The organism is Bacillota bacterium (assembly GCA_033549065.1).
Classification (GTDB): Bacteria; Bacillota; Dethiobacteria; order DTU022; family DTU022; genus JAWSUE01.
Map to the genome: position 1 here is coordinate 1 of JAWSUE010000042.1, position 234 is coordinate 234.

General features: G+C 47.0%; 1 protein-coding gene. It reads right to left on the reverse strand.

Annotation, left to right across the window (positions count from 1 at the left end):
- Positions 1 to 234: aldehyde ferredoxin oxidoreductase C-terminal domain-containing protein (locus SCJ97_11635; GenBank protein ID MDW7740679.1), on the reverse strand; the 234-nt coding region annotated here is incomplete at both ends.

Consider the following 234-nt stretch of genomic DNA (forward strand, 5'->3'; position numbering starts at 1 on the left):
CTTGTACCGAGCATACCATTCACTGTTTCTATTGCCCCTTCAAAACCACTGGGGATATCAAGAATTGGGAAGGCAATAAATAAGCAGTAACCGGCTGCGTCACAGATAAAAGCAGTCGTATCCTGGAAAGCCTTGGACAGCTTAACTTTATTTTTTGGCGAAAGTGGATCGGCTTTACCGCCCACATCCAGGATTTCCGGGTTAATAGTGTAACCGGCAGTGTGATCGGCACCC